Raw genomic sequence first — 26286 nt, 5'->3', positions numbered from 1 at the left:
ATCGCCGGTCCTGAATGGGGCGTAATCTGCTAGTCGTCATGACAGCTGTCTATCGCCCGCGCCCGAGTGTCGTACGACGGGACTCCGGACTTTACGGCTACGAGCGGGCCCTGGCCCGGCGGGGGTTCACGCCGGTCGCCGGGGTGGACGAGGCCGGGCGTGGCGCCTGTGCCGGGCCCCTGGTCGTCGCCGCGGTGGTGCTGGGGCGGGAGATCGACGGACTGAGCGATTCCAAGCTCCTGACCGAGGCGGTCCGCGAACGCCTCTACGAGCGGATCACGGCGACCGCCCGGGCCGTGAACGTGGTCGTGATCCCTCCCGAGGAGATCGACGCGCGCGGCCTGCACAAGTGCAACATCGCGGGGATGCGGCGGGCCGTCGCCGGGCTGGGGCTCGTCCCCGGTTACGTCCTCGTGGACGGTTTCCCGGTGGCGGGGCTGCCGGCGCCGTCGCTGGCGGTGTGGAAGGGCGACCAGGTCGCCGCGTGCGTGGCCGCGGCCTCGATCGTGGCGAAGGTGACCAGGGACCGGCTGATGCACGGTCTCGACGAGATCTATCCGCAGTACGGCTTCGCCCTGCACAAGGGGTACGTGACTCCCGGCCACCGGAGGGCCCTAGCCCGGCATGGCCCGAGCCCCCACCATCGGTTCTCGTTCGTGACGGTGGCCAGGGTGACTCGTGGGACACGGATCCCCGCCGAGGGCCTGTGGACGGGGCAGGATGAGGACATGCGCGAGAATGAGGTCGGGGCCGGTGTCGTCTGAACGGGGCCGGTCCCAGCGGGGGATCTCGACGGGGCGTGGAAGAGGAGGACCGGGATGAGCGCGGAAGATCTCGAAAAGTACGAGACCGAGATGGAGCTGCAGCTCTACCGGGAGTACCGCGACGTGGTCGGCCTGTTCACCTACGTGGTCGAGACCGAGCGGCGCTTCTATCTCACCAATTCCGTCGATCTCGACGTCCGCACCGCCGAGAACGGCGACGTCTTCTTCGACGTGAAGATGCAGGACGCCTGGGTTTGGGACATGTACCGCCCTGCCCGTTTCGTGAAGAACGTTCGGGTTGTGACCTTCAAGGACGTCAACATCGAGGAACTGGCCAAGCCCGACCTCGAGATGCCCAAGGAGGGCTTCTCGAGCTGACCATGCCGGGGGTTGTCCCCAGAACGGCGTTCGGCCGCTTCTGCGCAGGCCTGCGGCAGACATCGTCGGGGGCATGCGTCTCGTCGCGTACGTGCTCGTGCTGTCCATGCTGACCGTGGTCCTCACGCGTCCCCGTTCCGCCCTCGTGCCCGTCGCCGCTCCGGTCCTCATGGGGCCTCACGCGGCCGGCGGGACGGCGAGCGCGCCCGGGATCGGGGCGGCCGCGGCGGCCCGGCCCCGTGGCGCCACGCAGCCGGTGGAGGCGGTCACGCCGGGCGCGCGGGCGTTGCGGGTCACGCCCGGCGCGCCGGGCAGGACGGGACCGCACGAGGAGCGTGGGCCCCGATGGCGCTGGCCGCTTCCTGGGCCCGCACGTCCGATCAGGCGCTTCGACCCGCCCGCACAGCGCTGGCTGGCCGGTCACCGGGGTGTGGACCTGGCCGCGCGGCCCGGGGAGAAGGTGACGGCCGCGGGAGCGGGAACCGTCGGCCTGGCCGAGCGGGTCGCCGGCCGAGGGGTCGTGACGATCGTCCATCCCGGTGGCCTGCGCACCACCTACCTGCCGGTCCGCGCCCTGGTCCGGCCGGGCGACGTCGTCGCGGCCGGTCAGGTCATCGGCACGATCGAGGAGGACGGCGCCGCGCACTGCGCCTCCTGTCTGCACTGCGCCTCCTGCCTTCACTGGGGACTGCTGCGCGGACGCCTCTACCTGGACCCGCTCCTGTTGTTCGGCCGGGGGCAGGTCCGCCTCCTGCCCCGGTGGCCGGTCAGCGGACCCCGTCCGGGCCCGTGATGAGCGGGTTCGGCCTCCCGGGCGACCGGACGCGCCCCGGCGGTGACCCCGCGGTGACCCCGCGGTGGCCCCGCGGTGACCCGGTGGTCAGGCGCGGGGATGGGCCTGGCGGTAGGCGGCCCGCAGCCGCTCGATGGACACGTGCGTGTAGATCTGCGTGGTGGCCAGGGACGCGTGCCCGAGCATCTCCTGCACGGATCGCAGGTCCGCCCCGCCTTCGAGCAGGTGCGTGGCGGCGGTGTGGCGCAGCCCGTGGGGGCCCATGTCGGGTGCCCCCTCGACCTGCGCCAGACGGGCGTGCACGACGCGTCTGACGGTCCCCTGGTCGATCCGGCCTCCCCGCACGCCGAGGAAGAGCGCGGGGCCGCTCCCTTCGCGGACCCATAGGGGTCTGCCCCGGACGCACCAGCCGTCCAGGGCGTGCAGCGCGGGGAGACCGAAGGGCACCGTCCGCTCCTTGCGTCCCTTCCCCAGCACGCGGACCGTACGGCGGTCCCGGTCCACGTCGTCGACGTCGAGGCCGCACAGCTCGCTCACCCGCACGCCGGTCGCGTACAGCAGCTCCAGCATCGCGCGATCGCGCAGGTCCCTGGGGTCACCGTCTCCCTGTGTGCCGAGGACGGCTTCGGCCTCCGTCTGGTCCAGCACCTTCGGCAGCCGGCGTTCGGCCTTCGCCGTGCCGAGGAGCAACCCGGGGTCACTCGCCAGCCATCCCCGCCGGTGGCAGAAGGCGGTGAAGACGCGGGCACAGGCGGAACGGCGGGCGAGCGTCGCCCTCGATCGTCCGGCCTGGTGCTGGTCTCCCAGCCAGTCGCGCAGGACGGTCACGTCGAGAGCGGTGACGTTCTCGTGCCCGGCGGCCCTCATGTGCGCGATCAGCGAGGAGATGTCCCCCAGATACGCCCTGGTCGTATGTGGCGACAGGTCCCGTTCGAGCCGCAGATGCCGCTCGAACCGCTCCAGGACGGCGTCGAACTCCCCGAGCCCCTGCTCCTCGCCCGCTGTCACGGCGCGTCCTTCCCCTCGCTTCCCGCTCGATGGGCGCGGGAGCCGCCCGCGGGAGCCCCGTAGCCCGTTGACTCTCGCGGCCCCGGTGACGGCGACGGACCGGCCGGGGCCCACCTCTTGTGGTCCCACTGCCCACGAGCGGCACCCGATGCGCATGAGCGCCTCCGTTTCCGTAAGCCGTGCGAAAGGGAGCACGGCCACGACCCCGGATGCTATCCAGGGGGCGCGTTCCCGGGCGTGCCGCGTGAGCGGTGCCGGCGGTTCGTCCCGGGGGCATCGGGCCTCTTCGGCGTGTCGTCTCGCGCGTTGCTCCCGGAGCGCCGGGCGCCGCCGGTTCGTCCCCAGCGCCGGGTGCCGCAGCTGATCCGCGCCGCCGGTTTCACCCCCGGGCGGCGGCCGCTTCGGCCCGGTGCCGGCGGTTCATTCACGCGCCTCGGGCCGCAGCCGCCACCCCCGATCCACGTTCTCGACGAACCCCGCGGCGGCCAGGGCGCCGAGGCAGGCGAGCGCGGTTCCGATGTCCACCCCGGCGGCGACGGCGATCGCGGCGGGACCCGTGGCACCCCGTGCGGGAATCGCTTCGAGCACACGCCTGGTCTCGTCGTTCAGTCCGTCACGAGGCCGCACGGGCCCGCGTCGCTCCGGCGCGAGGTCGTCGCCGATGGAGCCGACCAGCTCGATGATCTCATCGGCCGTGGTGACGCAGACGGCCTTGCCCTGACGGATCAGGACGTGGCAGCCCGCGGAGACGTCCGTGGTGATGGGACCGGGAACGGCCATCAGGTGCCGGTTGAGGCCCCAGGCGTGAGTGGCCGTGTTGAGCGCACCGCTGCGCGCGGCCGCCTGGACGACAACGGTTCCCCGCGACAGGGCCGCGATGACCCGGTTGCGGATGAGGAAGCGCAGCCGGGTGGGGTGAGCGCCCGGCGGCCACTCACTGATCACCACGCCCCGCTCGCGCACGGCACGGAACAGGTCCTCGTGGGCGCTGGGGTAACACACGTCCGTCCCGCAGGCGAGGACGACGACCGTCGGCGTCCCGGCGGCCAGCGCGCCCCGGTGCGCGGCGCCGTCGATCCCGTAGGCACCCCCGCTGATCACGGTCCAGCCACGTCCGCCGAGGCTCATGGCGAACTCGGCCGCCACGGTCGTGCCGTACGCGGTCGCGGCTCTGGCGCCGACGACGGAGACCGAGCGCAGGCAGGAGAACCGAAGGTTCGCCCGCCCGTCCACCCACAGGCCGAACGGCCGGGCGTCTCCGAGGTCGTCGAGCTGAGTGGGCCATTCGGCGTCGCCCGGGACGACCAGCCGCGCTCCTCGCCGCCTGCCCTGCGCCAGGTCGCCCGCGGGGTCGGAGTAGCGGGCCGCCCAGGCGGCCGCATGCCGGCCGAGATCGAGATGGCGCCGGGAAGCGTCGGCGCGGTCTCTCTCGTCACGTGCGAAGCCGGGATCCAGCACGCCGCGTCTCGCCTGCCGCATCGCGCCCACCGGTCCGAAGCGCGTGATCAACCGGCCCATCACCGCGTCGCCCGCCTCGGCCATGCGCATGATCGCCACCCGGGCAAGCCGCTCCGCCCCGCCCTGCCCGGCCGCGTCATCGGCGTCCCCGGCCGAGCCATCCATGTTCCCGGCCGCGTCCTTCATGGTCCCGGCAGGGTCATCGATGTTCCCGGCCGTGCCGGGGGTGCCCGCTGCCGGGGCGAGGGCGTCGCCGGCCGGTGCGTTGTCGGCGGTGCGGAATTCGGTCGTATCCATCAGTCCACTCCGAGCCATAGTGCGAGGGCCGCCGAGGTCTCGGTCTGGCCCGGACGGTCCTTGCCGGCGAGGTCCGCGAGCGTCCAGGAGACGCGGAGCACGCGGTCCAGCCCGCGTGCGCTGAGCGTGCCCACGTCGAGGCCCCGGTGCAGCGGGGCCATCGCGGCGTCGGGCAGGCGGAGGTCGCGGTGCAACGCGGACGAGGACACCTCGGCGTTGGTGCGCCAAGGGGTGCCGGACAACCGCCCGGCGGCCCGCTCGCGCGCCAGCCTCACCCGCTCGGCCACGGTCGCGCTGGTCTCCACGAAGTGCCGGTCCGCGAGCAACTCGGCACGGGTGGCCCGGCCGATCTTCATCTTCACGTCGACGCGGTCCAGCAGCGGCCCCGAGAGCCGGTCGAGATAGCGCCGCCGCCCTGCGGGGGTGCACCTGCAGGGGTGTCCGACCGTTCCCTGCAGGCCACAGGGACACGGATTGGCCGCGAGGACCAGCGTGAACCGGGCGGGGAACGTGACCGCGCCGACAGCCCGTGCGATCGTCACCTTCCCGGACTCGAGCGGCTGCCGCAGGGAGTCGAGCACAGTGGTCGCGAACTCCGGGGCCTCGTCGAGGAAGAGCACGCCCCTATGCGCGAGCGACACCGCTCCGGGGCGCACGACGCCTCCGCTCCCACCGCCGACGACGGCCGCCATCGTCGCGCTGTGGTGCGGAGCCATGAACGGGGGCCGGGTGAGCAGTGGACGCCCCGCAGGCAGCGTTCCGGCCACCGAGTGGATGGCGGACACCTCCAGCGCCTTCTCCTGGTCGAGCGGCGGAAGGAGGGTCGGCAGACGCTCGGCGAGCATGGTCTTGCCGCTTCCCGGTGGGCCCAGCATCCACAGGTTGTGCCCGCCGGCCGCGCACACCTCCAGTGCTTTGCGGCCCATCGGCTGCCCGGCCACATCGCACAGGTCCGGCCCCGGCGTGCCCTCGGCGTGCGCGAGGTGCTCGGCCTCCCGCGACAGCGCGGCGGCCTCCGCCACCACCGGAAGCCGGTGCAGGTCGCCCGAGCGCAGCCATCCCACGAGTTCGCCGAGCGTGGCGACGGGAACCACGGTGAGGTCGGGCACCAGGGCGGCCTCGGCGGCGTTGAGCGCGGGCACCACGACCGTGCGCACCCCCGCCTCGGCGGCGGCGAGCGCGGCCGGCAGCACGCCCCGGACCGGACGGACCCGCCCGTCGAGACCGAGCTCGCCGAGGAACATCGGCGCCGAGATCCGCTGCGCGGGCAAGGCGCCGGCCGCGCCGAGCACCGCGATCGCGATGGCCAGATCGAAGAGCGACCCCCGCTTGGGCAGCGTGGCCGGGGACAGGCTCACGGTGACCCGCGCGTCCGGCCAGGCGAACCTGCTGTTGATCAGCGCGGACCTCACGCGGCCCCGGGCTTCGCTGATCGCGGTGTCGAGAAGCCCGATGAAGTGCGTTCCGGCGACGCCGGGGCCGACATCGGCCTCGACCTCGACGAGGCGTCCGGTGACGCCCACGAGGCCGACGCAGTGCGTCCGGGCCACGGGCATCTCAGACCACCCCGCGCTCGTGCCTGAGGGAGAAGTCGCCGGCGAACCGCTCTATCGCGATCACGTCGATCCGTATCGTGTCGAAGCGCTCGGTGCACGTGGCGAGCCATCTGCCGGCCAGCGTCCGCAGGCGGAGCAGTTTCGCGCCGGTGACCGCCTCGAACGCGGTGCCGTGGCTGCGCCCGGAGCGGGTCTTCACCTCCACGATCACCAGCGCGTTGCCGTCGCGGGCGACGATGTCGATCTCGCCCTCCGCGCAGCGCCAGTTGCGGTCGAGTATGTGCATGCCTTTCGCCGTCAGAAAGGTCACGGCGAGTTGTTCGCCCTGTCTGCCCAGCCGATCCTTCGCCGCCATGGGACCACCTCCGGCGGAGACGATCGCCGATGCGGCCCTCCGCTCGTGCCACCGAACCTGTTTCTGTGGACAAGCGCGGTGGACGAGCGCGGCACTCGGGCCGTCGGTTGTGGACGGGCGGAGATAACCGCAGGTGGGCAGGGAGAGAGCGCTCTTGCCGTCCACAGGCGAGGCCAGGGGCGGAAGCGGGAGGGCGGCCGCGGGCAGACTGCGACCGGCATGGATACTGGCCCGGGTCCCCCGGAGGCGTGGCGCTCCGCCCCTGCTGAGCATGCCGCCGGGCAGCGGAAGTGAGGAGACGGCAGTGACCGCGAAACTGATCAGGGAACTGGGTGCGAGCGTCGGGGTCGCCCTGCCCGAGGTCCGGGTCACCGGAGAGGATCCCGCGCTGCCGTCCGTCTTCCCCATCGGCACGATGGCCGCGGCCTCGGCCGGCGCCCTGACCGCCGCCGTCGCCGCCTATGCCGCACGTACTGCCGTGCGGATCGAGGGCAGGGGCGAGGAGGGGCCCGGCGGCCGGGAAGACCTTCACGGTACGCACAGCGACCCGGACGTGACCATCGATGTCCGCCACGCCGCCGTGGCCTTCCAGAGCGAGCGGCATTTCCGCGCCGACGGGAAGGGCATGGACGTCTGGGCCGCGCTGTCGGGGGACTACCGCGCCTCGGACGGCTGGGTGCGGCTCCACTGCAACTTCGACCACCACCGCGACGCCGCCGTGCGCGCGCTCGGGCTGCCCCCGGGCGCGGGCAAGGAGGACGTCGCGAGGGCGTGTGCCGGCCGTGCGGCGGTCGACATCGAGGAGGCCGTGATTCGCGCGGGCGGCTGCGCGGCGGCGATGCGGAGCAGGGCGGAGTGGCTCGCGCACCCGCAGGCGCGGGCGCTGGCCGGCCTGCCTCTCGTGGGCGTCTCCCGGCTGCCCGACGGGGAAGGGGGCGGCCGGCCGCGCGGCGGTCTCACCGGCCGCGGTGAGGCCGGACACAGCGGGACCGGCCGCGGTGAGACCGGTCGCAGTGAAACCGGTCGCAGTGAGAGCGGACACAGCGGGACCGGCGGTGGAACCGGCCGCGGCGAGAGCGGCCACGGCGGAACTGGCCGCGGCGAGACCTATCACAGCGGAACCGACGGCGGGAGTGGCGGTGGGAGCGACTGTAGGAGCGACTGTGGCGAGACCGGCCACAGCCGGACCGGGCCTTCCACCGAGGGCCGCGCATGGGCCGGGGAGATGTCCGGCCCCGTCACCGGCTCTCCGGCCGGGCCGCGTCGGCCGCTGAGCGGCATACGGGTGCTCGACCTCACCCGCGTGATCGCCGGACCGGTGGCCGCGCGGGCGCTCGCGGCGTACGGCGCGGACGTGCTGCGGGTGGGCGCCGCGCACCTGCCGGAGGTTCCGGGGCTCGTGGTGGAGACGGCGTTCGGCAAGCGGTCGTGCCACGTCGATCTGCGGTCGCAGGCCGACACGCTGCGCGAACTGGTCCGCCAGGCCGACGTGGTCGTGCAGGCATATAGGCCGGGGACCCTGCGGGCCAGGGGTTTCGGGCCGGACGACCTCGCCGCCCTGCGGCCCGGCATCGTCTGCGTCGACATCTCCGCGTACGGCGGGCGCGGGCCGTGGGCCTCGAGGAGAGGATTCGACAGCCTCGTCCAGATGGCGTGCGGAATCGCCCACGAGAACGGTGACGGCCTGCGGCCCAATCCGCTTCCCGCGCAGGCACTCGACCACGGCACCGGTTACCTGGCCGCGTTCGGCGTGGTCGCGGCGCTGCTCAGGCGGGCGGCCGAGGGCGGTTCCTGGCATGTCGAGGTGTCGCTGGCGAGGACCGCCGCGTGGCTCGACGAGCTCGGCAGGGTCGACGCGGAAGGGGTGCGGCAGCCCCCGGTGGACGATCTGCTGGCGACGATGGACAGCCCCTTCGGCACGCTCACCTATGTGAGGCCGCCCGGCGCCGTGAACGGTACGCGCCCCCACTGGACGAGCCCACCGCCCCGGCAGGGGGAGCACCCTGCCTCGTGGGCCCCGGTCTCCTGAGCCCCGCTCCTGTGCAAGCCGGTCTCGGACGGTGCAAGCGGACCGGACGGCGGCGGGTGACTCGCGAGGCAGCCGCGTGGCCGTCGAGGCGCGTGGTGACGAGACGGGGTGCTGATCCGGCAAGGGTCAACTGAAGGAGCGGATCCGGGTAGACTGTTCGACGGCCTGCTAGGCGGGCCGAATTCGCACGCCCACTCACGAGCCGCCTTCTCGGTCCGGACCGAGTCCGGTGGAAGCGGCCCGGGGCGTCAGGGCGCGGGCAAGACGCCCGCGTGACCAACCGAGACCGTGCCCGAGGGCACACGACCATGGAGGACCATCACCATGGCCCCTGTCGTCACCATGCGACAGCTGCTGGAGAGCGGCGTCCACTTCGGCCACCAGACCCGTCGGTGGAACCCGAAGATGAAGCGCTTCATCTTCACCGAGCGCAACGGCATCTACATCATCGACCTGCAGAAGTCGCTGTCGTTCATCGACCGTGCCTACGACTTCGTGAAGGAGACCGTCGCGCACGGCGGCACCATCATGTTCATCGGCACGAAGAAGCAGGCGCAGGAGTCGATCGTCGAGCAGGCGTCGCGCGTCGGCATGCCGTACGTGAACCAGCGCTGGCTGGGCGGCATGCTCACCAACTTCTCCACCGTGCACAAGAGGCTTCAGCGGCTGAAGGAGCTCGAGGAGCTCGACTTCGACAACGTGGCCGGCTCCGGGCTCACCAAGAAGGAGCTCCTGATGCGCCGCCGCGAGAAGGAGAAGCTGGAGCGCACCCTCGGCGGTATCCGTGACATGGCCCGCGTCCCGAGCGCGGTCTGGGTCGTGGACACCAAGAAGGAGCACATCGCGATCAACGAGGCCAAGAAGCTCGGCATCCCGGTTGTCGCGATCCTGGACACCAACTGCGACCCGGACGAGGTCGACTACCCGATCCCGGGCAACGACGACGCGATCCGCGCCGTCAGCCTCCTCACTCGGGTGATCGCCGACGCCGTCGCCGACGGCCTCATGACCCGTGCGGGCGCCGGCCGCGGCGACGAGAAGCCCGCGGGCGTCGCCGCCGCCGAGCCGCTGGCCGAGTGGGAGCGCGAGCTCCTCGAGGGCGGCGAGGCCGCTCCGGCCGCCGAGACCGCCGAGGCTCCCGCTGCCGAGGCCCCGGCTGCCGAGGCTCCGGCTGCCGAGGCTCCGGCCGCCGAGCAGCCCGCGCAGGACGAGCAGGCCTGAGAAACGACCACGGGTCCCCGCCGGGCGCGGCGCCTACGGCCTGCCGCGACGGGCGGGGATCTCCCAGGCAGCGACCTGGTACCGGTGCGGCGGGGACACGCCCTCCGCACTGAGGGCTTCACCGGGTGGGCGCCCGGCACGGGCGCCCACCCCCCCAGACGATTCATCCGGGTCCCGAAGAGGAAATTGGACAATGGCTTCCGTAAACATGGCCGACGTCAAGCGCCTTCGTGAGCTGACCGCCGCCGGCATGATGGACTGCAAGAAGGCGCTCGAGGAGTCCGAGGGCGACTTCGACAAGGCCGTTGACATCCTGCGCCTGAAGGGCGCCAAGGACGTCGGCAAGCGCGAGGCCCGCACCGCGTCGAACGGCCTGGTCGCCGTCAAGCACGAGGGCGACTCCCTCGCGGCGCTGCTGGAGCTCAACTGCGAGACCGACTTCGTCGCCAAGAACGAGCGCTTCCAGGAGCTCGCGGCCGAGATCGTCGCGCACATCGTCGCGACCAAGCCCGGCGACGTGCCGACCCTGCTCGAGTCCCAGCTGGGCGGCAAGACCGTCAAGGAGCTGCTCGACGAGGCCAACGCGGCGCTCGGCGAGAAGATCGAGATCCGCCGGTTCTCGCTGCTGGAGGGTGGCTTCATCACCTCCTACATGCACAAGACCGACCCGCAGCTCCCGCCGGCCGTGGGCGTGCTCGTGCAGCTCGACACGCCGAACGCCGAGGTCGCCAAGGACATCGCGCAGCACACCGCCGCGATGGCGCCGAAGTACCTGAGCCCCGCCGAGGTGCCCGCCGAGGTCGTCGAGAAGGAGCGGTCGCTCTTCGAGCAGATGACCCGCGAGGAGGGCAAGCCCGAGGCCGCCATCCCGAAGATCGTCGACGGCCGGGTCAACGGCTGGTACAAGGACTTCACCCTGCTCGAGCAGGCGTTCGTGAAGGACAACAAGAAGACGATCAAGAAGGTCGCGGAGGAGGCCGGCGTCAAGGTCCTGGCCTTCACCCGTTACAAGGTCGGCCAGGCTTAGGCTTACTGCCAGGAGCTTTTCGACCCGCGCTGACAACCGAGGAGGCCGCCGCCGTGCAGGAGAACACCAGACCCGCCACGCCGGCGGCTTCGTCGTACGACGGGCCGCTGCGCTGGAAGCGGGTGATGCTGAAGCTGTCGGGCGAGGCGTTCGCGGGCGGCGAGTCGCTCGGCATCGACCCGCGTGTCGTCGCCCAGCTGGCGGACTCGGTCGCCGAAGCGGTCCGTGAGGGCGTGCAGGTGGCGGTCGTCGTCGGCGGCGGCAACATGTTCCGCGGCGCGGCGCTGTCGCAGGGCGGCATGGACCGCGCCCGGGCCGACTACATGGGCATGCTCGGGACCGTCATCAACTGCCTCGCTCTGCAGGACTTCCTGGAGAAGCGCGGCATAGACACCCGCGTACAGACGGCGATCACGATGCAGCAGGTCGCCGAGCCGTTCCTGCCGCGCCGCGCGATCCGCCACCTGGAGAAGGGGCGCGTGGTGATCTTCGGCGCCGGCCTCGGCTCGCCGTTCTTCTCGACCGACACCTGCGCCGCGCAGCGCGCGCTGGAGATCGGCGCCGAGGCGTTGCTCAAGGGCACCCAGGTCGACGGCGTGTACGACTCGGACCCGCGCAAGAACCCCGACGCGGTCCGGTTCGACCAGCTTGAGTACGGTGAGGTGCTGACGCGGGGTCTCGGGGTCATGGACGCCACCGCGATCAGCCTGTGCATGGACAACGGCCTGCCCATCGTGGTCTTCGACCTCATGGGCGAGGGCAACATCCTCCGGGCGGTCCGTGGTGAGAAGATCGGCACGCTGGTGAGTCCGGCAGGGAAGTAGGGAGCCGCAGTGATCGACGATACCCTCCTCGAGGCCGAGGAGAAGATGGACAAGGCGGTGACGGTCGCCAAGGACGACTTCGCGAGCATCCGCACCGGCCGCGTCACGCCCTCGATGTTCAACAAAATCACCGTTGACTACTACGGGTCGCCGACGCCGATCCAGCAGCTCGCGTCGTTCCACGTCCCCGAGGCGCGCATGGTGCTCGTGCAGCCCTATGACAAGGGCTCGCTGAACGCGGTCGAGAGGGCCATCCGCGACAGCGACCTCGGCGTCAACCCCAGCAACGACGGCACCGTGATCCGCGTGGTGTTCCCCGAGCTGTCGGAGGAGCGCCGCAAGGAGTACATCAAGGTCGCCCGCAACAAGGCGGAGCACGGCCGGGTGTCGGTGCGGAACATCCGCCGGCACGCCAAGGAGATCCTCGACAAGCTCGTCAAGGACGGCGAGGCGGGCGAGGACGAGGTCCATCGTGCGGTCAAGGAGCTCGACGACCTCACCCAGAAGCACGTCGCGAAGATCGACGAGTTGCTGAAGCACAAGGAAGCCGAGCTGCTCGAGGTCTGACGACGCGGCCCGGCACCCGGGCCCGTACGGCATGACCGTGATCCTTGTGCCGCACCGCGAGAGCGGGCGGCGCAAGGATCACGCGTATATAGAGAGTTGGGACGCTGTGGACGGAACTGCTGCCGCCGGCGACCGGAACCCGGCGGGGGGCCCGGCGGGCCCCTCCGGTGCCGGACACGGTCCCGAGACGGGCGGTCGCACCGGCACCGGTCCGGGTGCCGGGCAGGCTTCCGCGTCGAACGGGCTCGCCGGTGCCGGCGCGGACCATGGTGGCGCGCAGAGCGGGGCCGCCGGTTCCGGCCCGGGCACGGCCGCCACGCCGGGCGGTCCTCCGGGCCCGGCGGCCACGAATGCCGCGGCCCCGCAGGGTGACGCCGCCAAGAAGGGCCGTACCGGCCGCAACCTCCCGGCCGCCGTGGGGGTCGGCGTCGCGCTCGGCGCGGCGGTCATCGGCTCGCTCTACACCGTCAAGGTCGCCTTCCTGGCCGTGGTCCTGCTGGCCGTCGGCGTCGGCATCCACGAGATCGTCAAGGCGTTCGGCGGGTTCGGCATCCGGGTGCCGCTGCCGCCCCTGCTGGCCGGCATGGCGGCCATGGTGATCGGGCCCTACTGGGGTGGCACGACGTTCCTGGTCGGCGCGTTCGGCGTGACCGTGATGGTGCTGCTGACCTGGCGCATGTTCCAGGGAGCCGAAGGCTTCGTCAGGGACGCGACCGCTGCCGTGTTCGTCGCGGTCTATCCGGCGCTGCTCGCGGGCTTCGTGCCGCTGCTGCTGGCCCCCAAGGACGGGGCGGACCGGGTGATCGTCTTCGTCGCGGTCACCGTGTGCAGCGACATCGGCGGCTACTTCGCCGGGATCTTCCTCGGCAAGCACCGGATGTCGCCGCTCATCAGCCCGAAGAAGACCTGGGAGGGCTTCGCCGGGTCCACCCTCGCCTGCGTCGTGGGGGGCGCGTTACTGGTGCACTTCCTGTTGCAGGGTGAGTACTGGGAAGGCGCGGTCGTCGGCCTGGCCGGAGTGGTGTGCGCGACGCTCGGCGACCTGGTCGAGTCGGTCATCAAGCGCGACATCGGCATCAAGGACATGGGCACGCTGCTGCCGGGGCACGGCGGGGCCATGGACCGCCTCGACTCGCTGCTGTTCACGCTCGTCCCCGTGTGGCTGCTGCTCACGCTCCTGGTCCCGGTGGCCTGACGCGCGACGCTCGCGAGCGTCAGATCCGGCTGGTCATCGCCAGCCGTTCGCTGATCGCCCGGTGACCGTGGTCGGCCACGAGGCGCAGCTCGGACTCGGTGAGCGGGAGCAACCACAGCCACCGTACGGCGTCGCCGCCAAAGACGAATCCAGACATGTCTGGCAGGCCGGGCGGGTCCGTCAGCATGAGCACCCCCTGGTGCCCGCCGTCCAGCGGGAACGTGACCGGCTTCTGGAACCAGCGGGCCGTGTGCCCGTGCCCCAGCCACGTCACCGAGCGCCACGGATACTGCCCCAGCCAGGCGAACAGTCGTGCGGCGACCCTCGGATCCTGCCTGGTCGCCAGCGCGAGTTCCACCCGGCACGCCGTGTCGTACATCTCCGCGGCGGGCATCCGCTGGCAGCTCATGCCCACGGTGGACAGGACCGTGTAGTCCCGGGTGAACGTGGGCGGCCGCTCGCTGACCCCGACCATGGGGAACCGGTCGCCGCCGACGTCCCAGTAACGACCCGGCGGTCCGAGCCTGCCGTCGAGGTGGCCGAGCACGAACTGCTGGTAGGTGGCCCAGCTGCCCTCCGCCTGCCGCCACTGCCAGTACGCGCGGGCCTTGGCCACCCGGGGCGACAGGCCCTCCAGCGCCTCGCCGAGGGGCCAGGCGAACGGCGACTCCCCGACGGCGTCGCGCGCGTACCCGGGCATGCCGCGCTCCAGGTCGGCCCACGCCGGAATGACCGCCAGGAGCGTGTCGTTCTCGTACAGGGCGACGCCGTCGCCCTCCTCGAACCACAGCACCGACAGCGCCTCCGCGTCGAGGGGCGGCCGGCCGGAGGGGTGCGCGGTGTGCGCCTCGGGCATCACCGGCGGCAGCCCGGCGCCCGCCCGGGCGAGATCGGCCTCGGCGGGTGCGGGGACGTGGTTGGCCAGCCAGACCGCTCCGTGGACGATCCCCTTCGCGTCGCGAAGGTAAGCTACGGAGGAGGTCCGGTCGGCTTCGATCGTCAGTGTGCGGCTCCCGTAGGGGTTGGGGCTGGTGAGCACGACAGTGGTGTCCACACCTCACCTCTCGTACGCCTCCGGGATTCGACCGCCAGACAGAATGTAAAGCCGCGTGCGCCAGTCGTTAAGACCATGGCGGCGGGAGATGGAAAGGGTTTTGCGTGAGCGAGCAGCCGAAGACCGGGCAGCTGACCTTCGTGGCGCCCCGCCGGGCCAAGCCGCAGCGCCACCTGGCCGACCTGACCATGGCCGAACGCAGGGCGGCGGTGGCGGAGCTGGGGGAGAAGCCGTTCCGCGCCGACCAGCTCTCCCGTCACTACTTCACCCGGCTGACCGGCTCGCCCGAGCAGATGACCGACCTGCCGGGGGCGCTGCGCGAGCGGCTGGTGGAGCAGCTCATGCCGCCGCTGCTGACGTCCGTACGCGAGATCACCTGTGACGGCGGCATGACGCGCAAGACGCTGTGGAAGCTGTTCGACGGCTCGCTGGTCGAGTCGGTCCTGATGCGCTACCCCGACCGCGTCACGATGTGCGTCTCCTCCCAGGCCGGGTGTGGCATGAACTGCCCGTTCTGCGCGACCGGCCAGGCCGGGCTCACCCGCAACATGTCCACCGCCGAGATCGTCGAGCAGGTCGTCGCGGGCGCCCGGGCGCTGGCCCGCGGCGAGGTCCCGGGCGGGCCGGGACGGGTGACCAACGTGGTCTTCATGGGCATGGGCGAGCCGATGGCCAACTACAAGGCCGTCATCGGCGCCGTACGCCGCCTGGTCGACCCGGCGCCGGAGGGCCTCGGCATCTCTGCGCGCGGGGTCACGGTCTCGACGGTCGGCCTGGTGCCGGCGATCGGCAAGCTCGCCGACGAGGGCCTGCCGGTGACGCTCGCCGTCTCCCTGCACGCGCCGGACGACGAGCTCAGGGACACGCTCGTGCCCATCAACACGCGGTGGAAGGTCGCCGAGGTGCTCGACGCGGCGTGGGACTACGCGGCCAGGACCAAGCGGCGCGTGTCCATCGAGTACGCCCTGATCAAGGACATCAACGACCAGGAGTGGCGGGCCGACCTGCTCGGCCGCCTGCTCAAGAACAAGCTCGTGCACGTCAACCTGATCCCGCTCAACCCCACGCCCGGCTCCAAGTGGACCGCCTCGCGCCCCGAGGACGAGCGGGCGTTCGTACGCCGCCTGGAGTCCCACGGCGTCGCCGTCACCGTACGGGACACCCGGGGGCGGGAGATCGACGGTGCGTGCGGGCAGCTCGCCGCCGCGCCCCAGCCCTGATCCCGCGGTTCAGGGCCGGGTGCGGCGCAGCCAGGCGTAGGCCGCCAGTCCGATCGCGGGCCACAGCAGCGACTGCACCGTGAGCAGGGGCAGCCCGGTGAGCAGCACGCCGTGGTGGGCGTCGCGCATCCAGCCCATGACCGGCACGGTGAGCCAGCGGCCCCCGGCCAGGCTGATCACCAGCATCGACAGGTAGCCGAGGATCAGGGCGATGGTGGACACCGCGGGGGAGGGCAGGATCGGCCGGCTGGTCAGCGCCCCGAGTGTGAGCCCCGCCGCCGCCGACAGCAGGTGCAGCCACACCCCGGCCAGGAGCACGGTGAGCGTGGGAGAGGCGGCGAGACGGGAGAGCAGGGCGGCCTCGGCGACCGCGGTCAGGACGAGCAGCGACGAGAACGCCGCCAGCAGTCCGCTCACCAGTTCTCTCGGCCCCAGCGCGGACAGGGCGACGCTGCGCTGCTCGTCGGGTTCGGTGTCGAGCAGGCCGCGTGCGGCCCAGGCGAGCACCGGCACGAGCATGGCCGCCGAGTCCGCGGTGGCCGCGATCTCCTGACCGGCGGGGACGGCGGTCGCGTAGAGGATCGCCAGCAGCGCCAGCAGTCCGATGAGCGGTTGCAGGGCCCGGTGGGAGGCGACGTAGCCGGCGACGCGGAACCGCGCCAGCGCGATCACGGATGTCATCCGGCGGCCTCCCCGGAGGCGCGGGCCGTGGTGCGGCCCGTGATGTGCACCGCGCAGCCCTCGGCGCGCAGCCGCTCGGCCAGGTCCGCCGCCCGCGACGCGGCCACCGCCACCTCCAGCACGGTCAGAGCCGGCTCGCCGGTCTCCTCGGCCTGCTCGAGCTCCCGTACGGCGTGGTCGCGGACCTCGCAGCGGCGCAGGCCGGGAAAGGCGCGCAGGTCGCCCTGGTGGTCGCTCACCACCACGATCCCGCCGCGCGCGCGGACCTCCCCGATGATCGTGGGAAGTTCGGCCCGGGTGGCGGCGTCGAGCCCGGCGAAGGGCTCGTCGAGCACGAGCAAGCCCGGTTCGGCGAGCAGCGCCTGCGCGAGGCCCACCTTGTGCGCGCTGCCCTTGGACAGGTCGGGCAGGCGCTGTCCGAGCAGGTGGTCCATGCCGAGCCGCTCGCTCCACCGGCCGATCGCGTCCGTGCTCACTCTCCGGACCGCCGCCATGTGCCGCAGGTAGGACGCCACGGTGAACGGCTGGTCCGCGGGGAACCGCTCGGGGGCGTATCCGACGACGCGGGGGCGGTCCTCGACGCTTCCGCGTACGGGCCTGAGCAGCCCGGCGACGAGCCGCAGCAGGGTCGACTTGCCGGTGCCGTTGGGCCCGGTGACCTCGACCACGTCTCCCGGATCGAGGACCAGACCGGCGTCCCGCAGGACCCAGGGGGCTCGCCTCCCGTACCGGAAGGAGAGGCTGGCGATCCGCATAGTTTCTGGAGCTTATCGGGATGTTCTTCCAGGCGTACCGACATCGGGCGATCTTTGGGTCTCGCCTTTCTGTTGGGACTCCCGTCAAAATGGTCGGGCATGAGCGACGGGCCGGAGGTCTGGTGAACCGCTTTCCCCGCGTCATGGCCGTGCGCCTGGGCTATGACCCCCAACAGGTCGACGACTTCGTGCGCAGGATCGAGTCGACGCTCGGGCGTGGCCCGGCCGACGGGCCGCCGGTGACGGCCGACGAGATCAGGAACGCGAGGTTCGCCGTCAAACTCGGCGGTTACAACGAGACGGCGGTGGACTTCGCGCTCGACGCGTTCATCGTGGCGGTCGAGGCCAGAGCCGGTCAGGGCGGCGACGCGCGGGCGAGGCCCGCGGCCGGCGCTCCCGGGCCGGTGACGGTGACTCCACGGCCGGCCGCCGCCGGAGAGCCCGCCTCCCGAGAGCCTGCGGCGACAGAACTCGCAGCGGCAAAGCCCGCCACGGGGCCCGCCGCCACAGAACACGCCGGGACAGAACCCGCCGCCGCGGACCGCACCGCTCCGGGGCGCGCCGCCATGGCGAACGCCGTGACACAGCCCCTCGTCGCGGCGCCGGCCGCACGGGCCGCGGCGCGCCGTACGGGGGACGGGGAGCGTGCGGGGTCGGACGCGGCCCCCGCGAACGCCGCGGAGAAGACGGGCGCGCCATCACCGGAGCCGGGCACGGCGTCCTGGCTGGAGGCACAGGCGGCCCGGGTCGAACGCGTCGCCTTCCGCCCCGGACGGCTCGGGATGGGCTACCGGGAGGAGGAGGTCGACGAGTTCCTCGACCGGGTGGTGGCGACGCTGCGCGGGACGACGGCCGAGCCGCTGACGGCGGAGCAGGTCAGGAAGGCCACGTTCGCCACCGTCGTGTTCCGGCCCGGCTACGCGATCCGCGAGGTGGACGGCTTCCTGGCCGAGATGGCGAGCGTGCTGGAACGCCGCCCCTGATCCGATCTGCACCCGCTAAAAGCGGATAAATCCCGATTTTCGTGGCGCTATGCACCACGATAGGGATCATGCTTCGTAGATCATCCCCCTGGCCAAGGCTCGTCGCCGCCGGTCTCACGGCGGTCATCCCCCTGGCGGCCGTGCCGTCGGCCCGGGCGAGCACCGGCTCCGGTGCCTACACTCCCGGCTCGGCCGGGCTCGGCGACCCGTACTTCCCCCTCGCGGGCAACGGCGGCTACGACGTCGCCCACTACGCGGTCCGGCTGCGGTTCACCCCGGAGACCCGCCGCCTCAGCGCCACGACGACGATCACGGCGAGGGCGACCAAGAACCTGTCCCGGTTCGACCTCGACTTCTCCGGTCCGGCGATCAGCGAGGTCGAGGTGAACGGCCGCCGGGCGTCGTACGTCCGCAAGGGCCAGGAGCTCGTCGTCACCCCCCGGCGCGGGCTGCCGTCGGGGAAGAAGTTCACCGTCATGGTGACCTATGCCGGCCGGCCGAAGCCGATCAAGGACAGGGCGCTCGGCGTCGCCGGCTGGATCGACACCGAGGACGGCGCCGTCGCGCTGGCCGAGCCGGACGGCGCCCGCAGCTGGTTCCCGGCCAACGACCACCCGCGTGACAAGGCCACCTTCACCTTCGAGGTCACCGCGCCCGAGGGGCTGACGGTCCTGGCCAACGGCGAGCCGGACAACTCCGGCGTCGCCGGCCCGCGTGACGGCTACCGGACCTCGAAGTGGACGATGCGCCACCCCATGGCGCCGTACCTCGCCATGGTCGCGATCGGGAAGTTCACGGTCAGCCGGGGCACCGTCGGGGGCAAACCCAACATCACGGCGTACGACCCCTCGCTGGCCAAGGAGTTCAAGCGCCTGCACAGCACCACGGCCAAGGCGATCCGGTGGGAGTCGAAGGTCTTCGGCGACTACCCGTTCTCCTCGACGGGCGGCATCGCCGACCGGCTCGACGTGGACTACGCGCTGGAGACGCAGGGCAGGCCGGTGTACGACACGGGCATGTCGGACGAACTGGTGATCGTGCACGAACTGGCCCACCAGTGGTTCGGCGACAGCGTCGGCCTGCGCAGCTGGAAGGACATCTGGCTGAACGAGGGCTTCGCGTCGTACGCCGAGTGGCTGTACCAGGAGCAGCACGGCGGCCCGTCCGCCGAGCGGACCTTCGCCGAGCACTACAGGCACCGAGCCGGCAGTGACTTTTGGAAGCTCAAGACCGGCGACCCGGGCCGCGACGGCATGTTCGACTGGAATGCGATCTACGTGCGCGGCGCCATGACCGTGCACGCGCTGCGCAAGGAGATCGGCGACAAGACGTTCTTCACGCTGCTGCGCACCTGGGCCAGGCAGAACCGCCACTCGACGGTCACCACGAAGGACCTCCTCGCCCTGGCGGAGCGGCTGTCCGGCCGGGACCTGGACGACCTGTTCGACGCGTGGCTGTACCGGGCGGCCAAGCCGAAGCCGTGACCCGCCCAGGCATCGACTAGAGCCCGCCGAGCTGGGCCGCCGCCCGGATGGCCAGCCACACCTCGGCGAAGTCGCCGGTCGCCGACAGGTCGCGCCCGGTCAGCGCGCCGAAGCGGCGCAGCCGGTACGACAGCGTGTTGGGGTGCACGTGCAGGGCCCGCGCGGCGTCGTCGACGCGGCGGTCGCGCTCCATCCACGTGCGGACCGAGGTGATCAGCTCCGAGCCGTGTTCGGCGTCGTACCGCAGGACGTCGCCGAGCACGTGCTCGACCAGGGCCGCCAGCACGCCCACGTCGTCCGGCAGCCACCGGCCCGTGGTGTCCTCGCCGTAGGCGACCAGTGGCCGGCCCGCCTCGGCGGCGCGGGAGGCCGCCCACAGGGCCTCCCGCTGCGGGACGCGCAGCGACGACCCGGGCGTGACGGGGCGGCTGACGCCGGCCGCGATGCCGGGCACCGCCTCCAGCTCCGCGGTGGCGACGGCCGCCGCCGTCAGCACGTACAGGTCCCGATGCCGGCGGAGCATGAGGTGCGGATGCTCGGCGAGGGCCCGGACCACGGCGTCGTCGGCGGCGTCGCGCACCACGAGGAGCACGACGTCGCGGTCCGGCGGCAGGCCCATCAGGTCGAGCCTGCGCCGGGCGGTCTCCGGGTCGAGCACGTCCTGCAGCAGCTCGGCCAGCGTCTCCGCCCCCTGGCGGCGCAGCGTCTCGCGCTCGCTGCGCACCATCGCCACCCGCAGGGCGGCGACGGTCGCGATGTGCTGCACCACGGCGAGCCCGGCCGGGCGGGCGCCCTCCCGCTCGAAGGCGACCAGGAACCCGGCCGGCCCGCCGGGCGCGGGCACCGGGAGCGCGAAGCCGCCGGGGATCGTCGGCGGCGCGTCCGCCGAGGCGGGCAGCCGTACGGACGGCGGGGGCGCCGGCACTCCCGGCAGCAGCGGGCGGCCCTGCGGCGTGCTCAGGAAGATCTCGTAGCCCGACAGGCGTTCGAGCCGCCGGAACAGCCCCGCCGTGTCCAGCCCCTCGGACGCGAGCCAGCGCAGTGCGCCGAACACCTGCAGCTGGGCTCCCAGCCGCTGGCGGGCGTCCTCCTGCACCGCCGCCGCGACCTCCTGGGCGATCGCGATGAACGGCACGGCCAGCGGCACCTCCAGCACGGGGAACCCGCGCTCCTCGGCGGTGTCGAGGAAGGCCCGGCGCAGCGGGGGGACGTGCAGCCCCGCGCTGAGCGCGAGCGCCGCCACCCCCGCGTCGTCGAGCCGTTCCAGGTACGCCCGCTGGGCGGCGGCGGCCCGGGGGACGCCGATGCCCGTCGTCATGATGACCTCGGCCCCGAGCAGCCAGGGCGTGGGGTCCTCCAGCTCGCTCACATGGGCCCAGGAGACCGACCTGCCGAGGCCGCGCTCGCCCGCCAGCACCCGCAGTTGCAGCGCGGGGGAGCGCAGCAGGTCCTCCACGGTGTTGTGCCCGTCCACAGCCGTCAGCCTATTTCCCGTGATATCCCTAGTTGTCCTGATTGAAGGGGTGAGCCGCGCCGAAGCGGTCTCCCCATGACCTGGAGGAACGCATGACGACGGCGGACGATGGCGCGGCGGTGACGCGGATCGCGGTCGCGCAGGTTCCGCTGCGGGTGGGCGAGCCCGCGGCGAACCGTGCCGCCGCCGAAGCGGCGATCGCGGAGGCGGCCGAGGCCGGCGCCCGGCTGGTGGTGCTGCCCGAGCTCGTCAACAGCGGCTACGTCTTCTCGGGCGCCGAGGAGGCCGGGAGCCTCGCCGAGCCCGCCGACGGCCCGACCGTCACCGCCTGGGCCCGTCTGGCCCGGGCCCACGACCTGGTGATCGTGGGCGGATTCTGCGAGCTGGCCGGCGGCGTCCTGCGCAACAGCCAGGTCATGGTCGACGCGACCGGGACCAGGGCCGTCTATCGCAAGGCCCACCTGTGGCACGACGAGCAGGACGTGTTCACGCCCGGCGACGCGCCGCCCCCCGTCGTGGACACCCCGATCGGCCGCATCGGGATGATGGTCTGCTACGACCTGGAGTTCCCCGAGTGGGTGCGGTCCGTGGGGCTCGCCGGGGCCGACATTCTCGCCGTCTCCACCAACTGGCCCGCCTCGCCCGTGCCCGCCGGGGAGCGCCCGGTGCTGGTCGCGTACGCCCAGATCGCCGCCGCGGCCAACCGCATGTTCGTCGCCGTGGCCGACCGGTGCGCGGCCGAGCGCGGCGTGGACTGGGTGCGCGGGACGTCGCTGATCGGCCCGAACGGATACCCGCTGGCGGGCCCGGTGCTCAGGGACGGGCCGGCCGTGCTGGTCGCCGACTGCGACCTGGCCCGCGCCAGGGACAAGGCCACCGGCCCGCGCAACGACGTCCACCGCGACCGGCGGACCGATCTCTACTCGTGTCCTACGATCTGATCGGCCCGCCCGCGCCCGGGAGGCCTGACACCAGGGGAGAAGCCGTGATCGTCGACCTGTCGGTGCCCGTCGTGAGCGGCATGCCCGTCTATCCCGGGGATCCCGAGGTCGAGATCGCGCCCGCCCTCACCGTGGCGGCCGAGGGCGTCAACGTCCTCGGGCTGCACCTCGGGTCGCAGTCCGGCACCCACGTGGACGCGCCGTTCCACATCGACGACGCGCTGCCGGCGCTGGACGCCCTGCCGCTGGAGCGGTTCCTCGGCCCCGCGGCGGTCCTCGACGTCCGCGGCCTGCCGCCGCGTTCGCCGGTCACCCCCGGGACGCTGGAGGCGGTGGCGGGACGGCTGCGGCCGGGAACCGTCCTGCTCGTCGCGACCGGCTGGGACGGGCACTGGGGGACGCCGGAGTACCTGGCCCACCCGTACCTGACCGCGGAGACCGCCCGCCTGATCGTCGCCGCGGGGGTCCGCACCGTCGGCATCGACGCCCTCAGCGTCGACCCGACGCCGGCTCCGGCCGACCTGCCGGCGCACCGGGCCCTCTGCGGGGCGCACGCGGTGATCGCCGAGAACCTGCGCAACCTGGGCCCCCTGCTGGAGGCCCAGGCCGCCGGTCGCCAAGTGGAGGTCTCCCTGCTCCCGCTGCGCCTGACCGGGGCCGACGGCGCGCCCGTACGCGCCGTCGCCAGGGTCGGCTGAGGGCGGTGCTGACGGCGCCGCGGGACTTCACCCTCGGCGTGGAGCCGGACCGCGTCCGCCTGGACTACCGGGACGTGCCCCCGCTCGCCGTGATGACGGCCGTGCGGGGCGCCGTCGTCAGTGCGTCCCCCACGAGTACGTCTGCTTGTGCAGCTTGAGGTAGACGAACGTCTCGGTCGCCCGCACGCTGGAGATCGCCCGGATCTTCCCCAGGATCTCCAGCAGGTGGGTGTCGCCCTCGCAGACCACCTCGACCATGATGTCGACCGAGCCTGCTGTCAGCACCACGTAGTCGATCTCGGGGATCTGCGCCAGCTCGTCGGCGACGCGCTCCAGATCGCCCTCGCACTTGATGCCGATCATGGCCTGACGGGGGAAGCCCAGGGTGAGCGGGTCGGTGACGGCGACGATCTGCATGACGCCGAGGTCGAGCAGGCGCTGCACCCGCTGACGCACCGCCGCCTCCGACAGCCCCACCGCCTTGCCGATGGCGGCGTACGGCTTTCGCCCGTCCATCTGAAGCTGCTCGATGATCTGCTTGGAGATCTCGTCGAGCACCACCGGCCCACCCTTAGCGGCAGCCGCGCGAGCCTTGGGGGGAGTCGTCATCCTCGGGGGGTGTCCTCTCTTGGCGGGCTTCGGCCGCCGTGGCGACCGGATGTTACAGCACCGTTTTCGACATGTTGCGATCGTGGTCTGACATGTTGTCAGCTGAGTCGCTCGTGTCAAGCGATTCCGTAGCAATTTGGTATCTTAGCGACGAAATCCCTTGTCTGTGGCTCTTTGCTCTGCCAGAGTCGCGACATCTCAGCCACCTCAACAGGAGGTCAACGGTGACCACCCGTCTCCAGAACTTCGTGAACGGGAAGTTCGTCGACGCCGCGAGCGGCCGTTTCTCCGACGTCGTAGACCCTACGACGGGCGAGGTCTACGCCCAGGCACCGGTGTCGGGTCAGGAGGACGTCGACGCCGCCTACGCCGCCGCGACGGCCGCATTCGAGACGTGGGGCCAGACGACGCCGGGCGAGCGCGCGGCGCTGCTGCTCAAGGTCGCCGACGCGATCGAGGCCCGCGCGGATGAGATCAACGAGGCCGAATGCCGTAACACCGGCAAGCCCCGCGCCCGCATGGCCGAGGACGAGACCCCGGTCGCCGCCGACCACTTCCGGTTCTTTGCCGGTGCGGCCCGCACGCTGGAGGGCCCCACCGCCGGTGAGTTCCTCGCCGACCACACGTCGATGATCCGGCACGAGCCGATCGGAGTCATCGGCCAGGTCACGCCGTGGAACTACCCGATGATGATGGCGGTGTGGAAGATCGCCCCCGCTCTCGCCGCCGGCAACACGATCGTGCTCAAGCCGTCCGACACCACCCCGGTCTCCACGCTGAAGCTGGCCGAGATCCTCGGCGACGTCCTGCCCGCCGGTGTCTTCAACGTGGTCACCGGCGACCGCGAGACCGGCGCCCTGGTCGTCGGGCACGCCGACGCCGACATGGTCGCGATCACCGGCTCGGTGGGCGCCGGCATGGCCGTCGCCAGGACCGCCGCCGACGACCTCAAGCGGGTCCACCTGGAGCTGGGCGGCAAGGCCCCGGTTGTGGTCTTCGAGGACGTCAAGGACATCAAGGCCGTCGCCGAGGAGATCGCCGGGGCGGGCCTCTACAACGCCGGCCAGGACTGCACCGCCGCCTGCCGCGTGCTCGTGCAGGAGAGCATCCACGACGAGTTCGCCGCGGCGCTGGCCGAGGCCGCCGCCGCCACCAAGCTGGGCGGTCTCGACGAGGAGGACGCCTACTTCGGCCCGCTGAACAACGCCAACCAGCTCGCCCGGGTCGAGGGCTTCTTCGAGCGGCTCCCCGAGCACGCGAAGGTCCTCACCGGCGGCACCCGCGTCGGCGACAAGGGCTTCTTCTTCGCCCCGACCGTCGTGGACGGGCTGAAGCAGGACGACGAGATGGTGCAGGACGAGATCTTCGGTCCCGTCATGACCGTCCAGACGTTCACCGACGAGGCCGACGCGCTGGCCAAGGCCAACGGGGTCCGCTACGGCCTGTCCAGCTCGGTGTGGACCACCGACCACGGCCGCGCGATGCGGATGTCCAAGCGGCTCGACTTCGGCATCGTCTGGGTCAACACCCACATCCCGTTCGTGTCCGAGATGCCGCACGGCGGCTTCAAGCACTCGGGCTACGGCAAGGACCTGTCCGTCTTCGGCCTGCACGACTACACGCGCGTCAAGCACGTCATGCACTACATCGGCGAATAGGTGCCGCCGGCTTCGGCCGGACGCCTATCGAAAAAGAGGGATAAGCCTGGAATGACAGAGATCCAGGCGGGCCCGGGGGCAGCCGTCGCGGCTGCCCCCGTATCAGGAGACGTGCCCGCCATCGAACTCGACAACGTGGTGAAGGAGTACGTCTCGCACGGCGAGGTCGTACGGGCGGTCAAGGGCGTGAGCCTCGCCATCGCGGAGGGGGAGTTCTTCTCCCTCCTCGGCCCCTCAGGCTGCGGCAAGACCACCAGCATGCGAATGATCGCCGGGTTCGAGGACCCCACCCAGGGGGTCGTCAGGCTCCACGGGGAGGACGTCACGAACGTCCCGCCGAACAAGCGTGACATCAACATGGTGTTCCAGTCCTACGCGCTGTTCCCGCACATGAACGTCTGGGACAACGTCGCGTTCGGGCTCAAGCGCAAGAAGGTCCCCGACACGGAGATCAAGCGTCGTGTCGGGGAGATCCTGGAGGTCGTGGACCTGGTCGGCCGCGAGAAGCGCCGGCCGAAGGAGATGTCGGGAGGCCAGCAGCAGCGCGTCGCGCTCGCCCGCGCGCTGGTCAACCGGCCCCGCGCGCTCCTGCTCGACGAGCCGCTCGGCGCGCTCGACCTCAAGCTCCGCCAGGCCATGCAGATCGAGCTCAAGCGCATCCAGCGTGAGGTCGGCATCACGTTCGTCTACGTGACGCACGACCAGAGCGAGGCGCTGACGATGAGCGACCGCATCGCCGTCATGAACGACGGCCTCGTGGAACAGCTCGCCGGTCCCCGCGAGATCTACGAGCGGCCCGCCAGCAAGTTCGTGGCCGGGTTCATCGGCACCTCCAACCTGCTGAGCGGAACGGTGCAGCATGTCGGCGGTGACACCGCCGTGCTCGCCCTCGGGCAGAGCGACCGGATCCTCATCCCCGCGGACGGCACGCTCTCGGCCGGCCAGACCGTCGACCTGACGGTCCGGCCGGAGAAGATCAAGATTGCGAAGGACCGGCCCGAGGGCGACCTCAGCGTCGTGCGGGGGACCGTGGCCGAGGTCGTCTACCTCGGCACCTCCAACAGCTACGTCGTGATGCTCGGCGACGGCGCCGAGATCACGGTGTTCGAGCAGAACGCGAACGACAGCACGATCACCGCCGAGCGGGGCGACTCGGTCTGGCTCTCCTGGCAGCCCTGGCACTCCTACGCCCTGCGGTAACACCCGAACCCCCGCGGTAGACAGAACCCGGAGCACCACACCCCAATGAACCACCCA

25 protein-coding genes are annotated in these 26286 nt (G+C 72.0%); 16 read left to right on the top strand and 9 right to left on the bottom strand.

Annotated elements, in window-relative coordinates:
• Window positions 1-38 precede the first annotated feature (38 nt).
• The 3 genes from AAH991_RS33165 (at window position 39) to AAH991_RS33155 (ending at window position 1935) form a co-directional block, all read left to right on the top strand.
• On the top strand, window positions 39-764 hold the full coding sequence (locus AAH991_RS33165) for a ribonuclease HII (protein ID WP_346229872.1): 726 nt from the start codon (window positions 39-41) through the stop codon (window positions 762-764).
• Window positions 765-818: 54 nt separating this feature from the next.
• Window positions 819-1142 carry a DUF2469 domain-containing protein gene (locus AAH991_RS33160; RefSeq protein WP_036327164.1) on the top strand — a complete coding sequence of 108 codons (324 nt, stop codon included), beginning with the start codon at window positions 819-821 and terminating at the stop codon, window positions 1140-1142.
• Window positions 1143-1215: 73 nt separating this feature from the next.
• The gene (locus AAH991_RS33155; protein ID WP_346229871.1) at window positions 1216-1935 is read left to right on the top strand and encodes a murein hydrolase activator EnvC family protein; all 720 of its coding nucleotides are present in this window, start codon (window positions 1216-1218) and stop codon (window positions 1933-1935) included.
• An 87-nt stretch (window positions 1936-2022) separates the two neighbouring features.
• Here the strand turns inward: AAH991_RS33155 and AAH991_RS33150 are convergent, their stop codons facing one another.
• The 4 genes from AAH991_RS33150 to AAH991_RS33135 all read right to left on the bottom strand — a co-directional run bounded on the left by AAH991_RS33150 (window position 2023) and on the right by AAH991_RS33135 (window position 6609).
• Window positions 2023-2943 (bottom strand): tyrosine recombinase XerC, encoded by a 921-nt coding sequence (locus AAH991_RS33150; protein ID WP_346229870.1) that lies wholly within the window; start codon window positions 2941-2943, stop codon window positions 2023-2025.
• A 420-nt stretch (window positions 2944-3363) separates the two neighbouring features.
• The gene (gene dprA, locus AAH991_RS33145) at window positions 3364-4698 is read right to left on the bottom strand and encodes a DNA-processing protein DprA (RefSeq protein ID WP_346229869.1); all 1335 of its coding nucleotides are present in this window, start codon (window positions 4696-4698) and stop codon (window positions 3364-3366) included.
• Window positions 4698-6254: a YifB family Mg chelatase-like AAA ATPase gene (locus tag AAH991_RS33140; protein WP_346229868.1), complete on the bottom strand. Its 1557-nt coding sequence runs from the start codon at window positions 6252-6254 to the stop codon at window positions 4698-4700. Before AAH991_RS33140 ends, dprA begins: the two co-directional genes overlap by 1 nt.
• 1 nt (window position 6255) lies before the next feature.
• Window positions 6256-6609: a YraN family protein gene (locus AAH991_RS33135; protein WP_346229867.1), complete on the bottom strand. Its 354-nt coding sequence runs from the start codon at window positions 6607-6609 to the stop codon at window positions 6256-6258.
• Window positions 6610-6913: 304 nt separating this feature from the next.
• Between AAH991_RS33135 and AAH991_RS33130 the strand changes: the two genes are divergently transcribed.
• From AAH991_RS33130 to AAH991_RS33105, 6 genes are all read left to right on the top strand, one after another.
• Window positions 6914-8638 carry a CoA transferase gene (locus AAH991_RS33130; RefSeq protein ID WP_346229866.1) on the top strand — a complete coding sequence of 575 codons (1725 nt, stop codon included), beginning with the start codon at window positions 6914-6916 and terminating at the stop codon, window positions 8636-8638.
• A gap of 324 nt (window positions 8639-8962) precedes the next feature.
• Entirely contained in the window at window positions 8963-9859 is an 897-nt protein-coding gene (rpsB, locus tag AAH991_RS33125) for a 30S ribosomal protein S2 (protein ID WP_142560231.1), read from the top strand.
• Between the two features lie 193 nt (window positions 9860-10052).
• A complete protein-coding gene (tsf, locus tag AAH991_RS33120; protein ID WP_346229865.1) occupies window positions 10053-10886 on the top strand; it encodes a translation elongation factor Ts in 834 nt (277 codons plus the stop codon).
• Window positions 10887-10939: 53 nt separating this feature from the next.
• Window positions 10940-11710, top strand: coding sequence for a UMP kinase (gene pyrH, locus AAH991_RS33115; protein ID WP_111701993.1), 771 nt, complete (start codon window positions 10940-10942; stop codon window positions 11708-11710).
• A 9-nt stretch (window positions 11711-11719) separates the two neighbouring features.
• The gene (gene frr, locus AAH991_RS33110) at window positions 11720-12277 is read left to right on the top strand and encodes a ribosome recycling factor (protein ID WP_346229864.1); all 558 of its coding nucleotides are present in this window, start codon (window positions 11720-11722) and stop codon (window positions 12275-12277) included.
• Window positions 12278-12383: 106 nt separating this feature from the next.
• On the top strand, window positions 12384-13472 hold the full coding sequence (locus AAH991_RS33105) for a phosphatidate cytidylyltransferase (protein WP_346229863.1): 1089 nt from the start codon (window positions 12384-12386) through the stop codon (window positions 13470-13472).
• A gap of 19 nt (window positions 13473-13491) precedes the next feature.
• Here the strand turns inward: AAH991_RS33105 and AAH991_RS33100 are convergent, their stop codons facing one another.
• A complete protein-coding gene (locus tag AAH991_RS33100; RefSeq protein ID WP_346229862.1) occupies window positions 13492-14526 on the bottom strand; it encodes a suppressor of fused domain protein in 1035 nt (344 codons plus the stop codon).
• A gap of 104 nt (window positions 14527-14630) precedes the next feature.
• On the opposite strand from AAH991_RS33100, the gene rlmN reads away from it, so the two are divergent.
• Window positions 14631-15746 (top strand): dual-specificity RNA methyltransferase RlmN, encoded by a 1116-nt coding sequence (rlmN, locus tag AAH991_RS33095; protein WP_346229861.1) that lies wholly within the window; start codon window positions 14631-14633, stop codon window positions 15744-15746.
• A gap of 9 nt (window positions 15747-15755) precedes the next feature.
• On the opposite strand, the gene AAH991_RS33090 is transcribed toward rlmN, so the two are convergent.
• Together AAH991_RS33090 and AAH991_RS33085 are read right to left on the bottom strand one after the other, a co-directional pair.
• Window positions 15756-16427 (bottom strand): hypothetical protein, encoded by a 672-nt coding sequence (locus AAH991_RS33090; RefSeq protein ID WP_346229860.1) that lies wholly within the window; start codon window positions 16425-16427, stop codon window positions 15756-15758.
• Window positions 16424-17182 (bottom strand): ABC transporter ATP-binding protein, encoded by a 759-nt coding sequence (locus AAH991_RS33085; RefSeq protein ID WP_346229859.1) that lies wholly within the window; start codon window positions 17180-17182, stop codon window positions 16424-16426. The genes AAH991_RS33090 and AAH991_RS33085 overlap by 4 nt, the downstream gene beginning before the upstream one ends.
• A gap of 122 nt (window positions 17183-17304) precedes the next feature.
• On the opposite strand from AAH991_RS33085, the gene AAH991_RS33080 reads away from it, so the two are divergent.
• Window positions 17305-18165 carry a DivIVA domain-containing protein gene (locus AAH991_RS33080; protein WP_346229858.1) on the top strand — a complete coding sequence of 287 codons (861 nt, stop codon included), beginning with the start codon at window positions 17305-17307 and terminating at the stop codon, window positions 18163-18165.
• A gap of 68 nt (window positions 18166-18233) precedes the next feature.
• Window positions 18234-19649, top strand: coding sequence for a M1 family metallopeptidase (locus AAH991_RS33075; protein ID WP_346229857.1), 1416 nt, complete (start codon window positions 18234-18236; stop codon window positions 19647-19649).
• Window positions 19650-19665: 16 nt separating this feature from the next.
• Here AAH991_RS33075 and AAH991_RS33070 read toward each other — a convergent pair whose 3' ends face one another.
• Window positions 19666-21123, bottom strand: a complete 1458-nt coding sequence (locus tag AAH991_RS33070) for a PucR family transcriptional regulator (RefSeq protein ID WP_346229856.1) — start codon at window positions 21121-21123, stop codon at window positions 19666-19668.
• Window positions 21124-21215: 92 nt separating this feature from the next.
• Between AAH991_RS33070 and AAH991_RS33065 the strand changes: the two genes are divergently transcribed.
• On the top strand, window positions 21216-22064 hold the full coding sequence (locus AAH991_RS33065; RefSeq protein WP_346229855.1) for a nitrilase-related carbon-nitrogen hydrolase: 849 nt from the start codon (window positions 21216-21218) through the stop codon (window positions 22062-22064).
• Between the two features lie 44 nt (window positions 22065-22108).
• Entirely contained in the window at window positions 22109-22762 is a 654-nt protein-coding gene (locus tag AAH991_RS33060; protein ID WP_346229854.1) for a cyclase family protein, read from the top strand.
• Window positions 22763-22879: 117 nt separating this feature from the next.
• Here AAH991_RS33060 and AAH991_RS33055 read toward each other — a convergent pair whose 3' ends face one another.
• Complete coding sequence (locus tag AAH991_RS33055) at window positions 22880-23371, bottom strand: Lrp/AsnC family transcriptional regulator (RefSeq protein WP_169981911.1); 492 nt, start codon at window positions 23369-23371, stop codon at window positions 22880-22882.
• Window positions 23372-23595: 224 nt separating this feature from the next.
• Between AAH991_RS33055 and AAH991_RS33050 the strand changes: the two genes are divergently transcribed.
• Entirely contained in the window at window positions 23596-25029 is a 1434-nt protein-coding gene (locus tag AAH991_RS33050; protein ID WP_310742368.1) for a gamma-aminobutyraldehyde dehydrogenase, read from the top strand.
• Between the two features lie 51 nt (window positions 25030-25080).
• Entirely contained in the window at window positions 25081-26229 is a 1149-nt protein-coding gene (locus AAH991_RS33045) for an ABC transporter ATP-binding protein (RefSeq protein WP_346229853.1), read from the top strand.
• Window positions 26230-26286: the final 57 nt, after the last annotated feature.

The sequence above is a fragment of the Microbispora sp. ZYX-F-249 genome, assembly GCF_039649665.1.
GTDB lineage: Bacteria > Actinomycetota > Actinomycetes > Streptosporangiales > Streptosporangiaceae > Microbispora > Microbispora maris.
This window is presented reverse-complemented; position numbering and strand designations above follow the sequence as displayed.

Coding starts and splice junctions, on each gene's coding strand:
- AAH991_RS33165 (WP_346229872.1), top strand. CDS start 39: ATGACAGCTGTCTATCGCCCGCGCCCGAGTGTCGTACGACGGGACTCC.
- AAH991_RS33160 (WP_036327164.1), top strand. CDS start 819: ATGAGCGCGGAAGATCTCGAAAAGTACGAGACCGAGATGGAGCTGCAG.
- AAH991_RS33155 (WP_346229871.1), top strand. CDS start 1,216: ATGCGTCTCGTCGCGTACGTGCTCGTGCTGTCCATGCTGACCGTGGTC.
- dprA (WP_346229869.1), bottom strand. CDS start 4,698: ATGGATACGACCGAATTCCGCACCGCCGACAACGCACCGGCCGGCGAC.
- AAH991_RS33140 (WP_346229868.1), bottom strand. CDS start 6,254: ATGCCCGTGGCCCGGACGCACTGCGTCGGCCTCGTGGGCGTCACCGGA.
- AAH991_RS33135 (WP_346229867.1), bottom strand. CDS start 6,609: ATGGCGGCGAAGGATCGGCTGGGCAGACAGGGCGAACAACTCGCCGTG.
- rpsB (WP_142560231.1), top strand. CDS start 8,963: ATGGCCCCTGTCGTCACCATGCGACAGCTGCTGGAGAGCGGCGTCCAC.
- tsf (WP_346229865.1), top strand. CDS start 10,053: ATGGCTTCCGTAAACATGGCCGACGTCAAGCGCCTTCGTGAGCTGACC.
- AAH991_RS33090 (WP_346229860.1), bottom strand. CDS start 16,427: ATGACATCCGTGATCGCGCTGGCGCGGTTCCGCGTCGCCGGCTACGTC.
- AAH991_RS33085 (WP_346229859.1), bottom strand. CDS start 17,182: ATGCGGATCGCCAGCCTCTCCTTCCGGTACGGGAGGCGAGCCCCCTGG.
- AAH991_RS33075 (WP_346229857.1), top strand. CDS start 18,234: ATGCTTCGTAGATCATCCCCCTGGCCAAGGCTCGTCGCCGCCGGTCTC.
- AAH991_RS33065 (WP_346229855.1), top strand. CDS start 21,216: ATGACGACGGCGGACGATGGCGCGGCGGTGACGCGGATCGCGGTCGCG.
- AAH991_RS33055 (WP_169981911.1), bottom strand. CDS start 23,371: ATGACGACTCCCCCCAAGGCTCGCGCGGCTGCCGCTAAGGGTGGGCCG.
- AAH991_RS33045 (WP_346229853.1), top strand. CDS start 25,081: ATGACAGAGATCCAGGCGGGCCCGGGGGCAGCCGTCGCGGCTGCCCCC.